Annotated in this window: 7 protein-coding genes; all 7 read right to left on the bottom strand. The window is 62.7% G+C overall.

Annotation, left to right across the window (positions count from 1 at the left end; translation table 11 throughout):
• A partial coding sequence (locus ABSG20_RS31075) for an NHL repeat-containing protein (RefSeq protein WP_423868275.1) occupies positions 1 to 863 on the bottom strand: 863 nt, incomplete at its 3' end.
• Between the two features lie 2 nt (positions 864 to 865).
• Complete coding sequence (locus tag ABSG20_RS31080) at positions 866 to 1,735, bottom strand: NifU family protein (RefSeq protein WP_423868276.1); 870 nt, start codon at positions 1,733 to 1,735, stop codon at positions 866 to 868.
• A 30-nt stretch (positions 1,736 to 1,765) separates the two neighbouring features.
• Positions 1,766 to 2,032, bottom strand: coding sequence for a hypothetical protein (locus ABSG20_RS31085; protein ID WP_423868277.1), 267 nt, complete (start codon positions 2,030 to 2,032; stop codon positions 1,766 to 1,768).
• Positions 2,001 to 2,210, bottom strand: a complete 210-nt coding sequence (locus ABSG20_RS31090) for a hypothetical protein (protein ID WP_423868278.1) — start codon at positions 2,208 to 2,210, stop codon at positions 2,001 to 2,003. Before ABSG20_RS31090 ends, ABSG20_RS31085 begins: the two co-directional genes overlap by 32 nt.
• Entirely contained in the window at positions 2,207 to 3,241 is a 1,035-nt protein-coding gene (locus ABSG20_RS31095; RefSeq protein WP_423868279.1) for a hypothetical protein, read from the bottom strand. The genes ABSG20_RS31090 and ABSG20_RS31095 overlap by 4 nt, the downstream gene beginning before the upstream one ends.
• Before the next feature lie 101 nt (positions 3,242 to 3,342).
• Positions 3,343 to 3,657, bottom strand: a complete 315-nt coding sequence (locus ABSG20_RS31100) for a hypothetical protein (RefSeq protein WP_423868280.1) — start codon at positions 3,655 to 3,657, stop codon at positions 3,343 to 3,345.
• The coding region (locus ABSG20_RS31105) for a hydrogenase maturation protease (protein WP_423868281.1) at positions 3,654 to 4,202 on the bottom strand (549 nt) is incomplete at its 5' end. The genes ABSG20_RS31105 and ABSG20_RS31100, both read right to left, overlap by 4 nt.

A 4,202-nucleotide genomic window follows, 5' to 3' on the forward strand; every position in this document is an offset into this window, starting at 1 on the left:
TGCCCGAGCACGAAATCGCAAGCTTGCCCGATCGAGACTGGAAAGGGCCGCCATGCCATCACGCGGTTGTTGCCGGCGTCGGAGATGAACAGCATGCCGCGCTTGACCGCAATACCGTGCGGCCAGCGCATGCCCTGAGCGCCGCCGGCTTCGCCGGCATTGTCGTCGCGGGTAACGAAATCGCGCTGACCGAGAACCATGTCGGCCGGCGTGCCGTTTTGCCGCGGCATCTCGTTCCAGATCAGGACGCGGCGATTGCCGGTGTCGGCGACGATAAGTTTGCCGTCGGCGATCGTTACTCCATAACACCAGTTCATGGCGTCGGCCGCCGGCGTGCTCATTCCACGATTGGCAAACCCGCCGGTGAAATCGGCCTGACCGAGCACGACATCGGCGGGGCGGTTCGAGGTCTCGGGATAACCATGCCAGATCAGGACGCGATGGTTCCAGGCATCGGCGACCGCGAGCACGCCATCGCACGCGGCGATTCCGGTCGGCATGTTGAGCGTCGCGGCACCGATTTCGCCCCTGGCGTTGCGTCCCTCGCCTAAGAAATCCGGCTGGCCAATGACGATATCGGCATCGGCCTGATCGGCTGATGGAGCTTGGCGCCAGACCATCAGCCGGTGATGCCCGGTATCGCAGACAAACAGCGGGCCATGCTCGCTCGCAAGGCAGGCGCCGCGCGGGCCGAACAGCGTATTCGCGCTCGGCACGATCGACCGTGCCAGCCCGTTCGCAAGGGCCTCGCCGCCCAGAACCACGCGCGCGCCCCGCTTGGAAAGAAGCGGCCGCGCGACATGATTGTCCCCGGGCCGGGGAAGCGCCTTGTGCAGGCGGTTGGGGGCAAACGAGACCTGCATGGTTATGCCGAAATCCTCACCTCGACGCGGGGGCCGATCACACGCACGGCATGCGATTGCAACTGAACCTCGGGTGCGGTCAGGCATTCACCGCTGGAAAGGTCGTACTGAAAGCCGTGATGCGGACAGGTAATAATGCCGTTCTCGACCTCGCCGTCATGGATCGGGAAGCCGAGATGCGCACACGCGTTCTGAAAGCAGGTAACGGTCGAACCGTTGCGCGACAGCAGCACCTTTTCGCCGCCGAGCACGGCCGAACGCACCGAACCTTCCGGGATGTCCGACAAAAGTCCGGCGGCGATCCAGCCGCCTTTGCTGCCGAGCGCGAACGGGCTGACGAACCGCACGCCACTTTCCTCCGACCCGCCAAGTCCCTTGACCTGGACGATATCGCTGATTTCAGGGCAGGCGTCCTGAACCGCCTTTTTCACGCCGGCATGAAAAGTCAGCGCCGAGGCTGGGCAACCGTCACAGGCGCCGATGAAGCGCACTTCGACCGCAGGCGGCTTGACCTTGACCAGCTCGACATCGCCGCCATGGGAGGCCAACATCGGGCGAACGCCTTCCAGCGCGGCTTCGACACGCTCGTTCAGACTTGCCTTGACGATGTCATGCCGCCGCAACACCGCGTAGACGACCTCGTCGGCGATTGCATTTTTCATCGCGGCCAGCGCCGCCGGATCGCTCTTCAGGGCCCGGATCAGCCGGCGCAGCGCCTCGCCGTTAAGCGCCTCGATCGCGAGCCTGTAGGCTCCGACCGCGGCCTGCTCGGTCTCGTCCCAGGTCGCAAACACGGTCTCCAGCCGCTCGATGTCGCCGACAAAGCCGGCAAGATCATTGCGGACGGTTGCAGCCATATCGTGGACGTTCATGCTGGCCTCACTGGCTCGTGCGCGATGTCCTCAGAGATAGCGCAGGTCCTTGAAGAGATAGGGTTGCAGGCCGCCGCCCAGCAGCGCCGCCACCAAAGCGGCCAGCCACAGCGGCGTTCCCGCTTCGGCGAGGCAGACAAACAAAACTGCTGTCACGGCGATCCCGATCAGCAATCGCTGAATAACCTTGCCCGGCTCGGCGAACAGTTTGCCGCGGAGAAAAAGGGCGATCGAGTTTTGCGTCATTTGCCACATTGGTTGTTCCTCAGCCGATGAGCGCGAACGCGAGCAGGCCAACCACAATTCCTGCGACACCGGCAAGCGGACCGTAGAACCCTCCCAACATCGCGGCGAGTTCATTTCCCAGGATCTTGCCGCCGACAATCATGCCGCCGATGGCGCCGCCGGCTATGGAAGCGAGGATGCCCACGGCGAGGGCAAGAACCAAGGCCACGGGAGTGATGGAGGCCGTCATGGCTTCAATGCTCCTGTATTGGACGGGTTGATCGCCTGAAGCGCGCCGTGACCATTGGTTGCCGGCAACGCCAGTATCTCGCGTTGAGTTTGATCGACGGCCTCGGCGACGATACGTGCTTTCTCGAGGTCGCCGTGCTCCATGAAGACGGCGCGCGCCTCACGGTAATAGGCGTTCGCCTGCGTCAGATTTGTGCGGTTGCCGGCGTCGGGATTTTCCGGATCGTCCGGCAGATTCCACAGGCAATTGGCCTTGTTGGAAATCGTGTTGGCGTATTCGAGCGGCGTGGTCTCGCGCGTGCGCACCTTCAAGGCCTCGTCATAGGCATCGAGGGCGCGCAGGTTGTTTTCCAGCCTGTGGCTGGACGACACGTATTGCAGCGCGTTGCCGAGATTATTCTGCAGCATCGCGTATTCGGTCGGATGGTCGATCAGCGAAACGGCCTTGAGGCCTTCCTCGAAGGCCTGCACGGCAAGCGCTTCGCGCATCTTTCCGCGCTCGTCGGTCATCGGCATCGACAGGAATGCGGTGGCAAGATTGTTTTGCAGGATGACGAATTCGCGCAGGTATCCGGTCTTGGTGAAGGTACGCAGCGCGCGCTGGTAGGCCGAAATCGCGTCGGTGATGCGCGCCCGGCCGGCGCCGGCGAGACTTTGCACGACCAAACCGAGATTCATTTCGGCCTCGGCCAGTTCTTCGGCCTTGCCGAATTCGATCAGGGTCGCAACGGATTCTTCAAGCGTTGCACGCGCCAGTTCAAGCATGGCTGTGCCCTGCTCGGGGATTGCCTGCAGCGCGGTCGCCTTGCGCGCCAGAATGCGCGCGCGTAGCAGCCGCATTTCTTGCGGACAAACCGTCAGCGCCTTGTCGTACAGCGTCACCGCGGAATGCAATTGATCGGCCGATTTCGGCCGCTGCTGCAGGCCCATCGCGATTTCCATCAGCATTTCGGCGCGCTCGGATGGCGTCGCATCCGCATCATCCGCGGCCGACAAGGCGGCGCGCATTTCGTCTGCGACTGGACTTGCCACAGGTTTCTCCCTTCGCCCTTCTTCGGGGCGCGTCAAGCCGCCGCCAGTCTAACGCGGCTCCTGTCTCAATGTCTATCGATTATGCGATATGCAAACTCTGTTTACAGATGCAGGGCCCCTGCCGCGACCAGCGCGCCGCGTTCCGTGGACCACGCGACCGATAATTCCAGCTCCACGTTTTCGTCGATGCCGCATTCGCGAAAGAAATCCGGTGCGTGCACGACGCGGTCGCCGGCCTTGTTGCGCAGTTTGAGGAGATAACCGCCGGCAGCAGCGTGGCGGACCGGCAGAACGCAGAGATCCTGGTCGCGGCGCAGCAGAATGACGGTTTCGAGCCCTGCAAAATAACGGTCGTAGACATCGCAACTCACATAAAGCGAACCACGTTTCAGGCTGACCGCTGACGCTGCGGTCATGAGATTTCTGCCTGCATTTGCGAGCGCGAGCGGATCAGGCCCTCGACGCGATCGGTGACCTTCGCAACCGCGGACGATACCGGTTCCGACAGACCGATGCCGAATTCGGTCGTTTGCACCTCGATCAGCAACACCACCACGTCTGAAGGGAACTGCTCGCGAAAGATCTTCCTGCCGGCAAACAGTGCATGATCCCAGCGAAAATCGTGAAGATTGAGGGAGGGCTGGTAGCGCTGCTCAAGCTCGTCGCCAGGCACTTCGAATATGGCCCCCGGCTCGGAGCCGGAGCGACAGGCATCGACAACAATCAGAGCCCGGCAACCGCGCGCCGCGAACATCGTTGCCATGCCGTCGGTGCCGGCGGCCAGCAGACGCACCTGCCGCGCATCGCGGCCGAGCCCGCGCGCGTCCAATAGGCGCAATACCTCGATGCCGGCACCGTCATCGAGGCGATTTGGGTTTCCACATCCGATAACAGCGATCATTAAGGCCGCCTTGGCTTTGAGGCATGGTTCGGCATGCGCCCGTGGATAAATCAGGACAAG

Source organism: Bradyrhizobium sp. (assembly GCF_049512235.1).
Classification (GTDB): Bacteria; Pseudomonadota; Alphaproteobacteria; order Rhizobiales; family Xanthobacteraceae; genus Bradyrhizobium.

What these genes read in the sequence shown, in the direction of transcription:
- ABSG20_RS31090 (WP_423868278.1), bottom strand. Translation starts at nt 2,210, where the DNA reads ATGACGGCCTCCATCACTCCCGTGGCCTTGGTTCTTGCCCTCGCCGTG.
- ABSG20_RS31100 (WP_423868280.1), bottom strand. Translation starts at nt 3,657, where the DNA reads ATGACCGCAGCGTCAGCGGTCAGCCTGAAACGTGGTTCGCTTTATGTG.
- ABSG20_RS31080 (WP_423868276.1), bottom strand. Translation starts at nt 1,735, where the DNA reads ATGAACGTCCACGATATGGCTGCAACCGTCCGCAATGATCTTGCCGGC.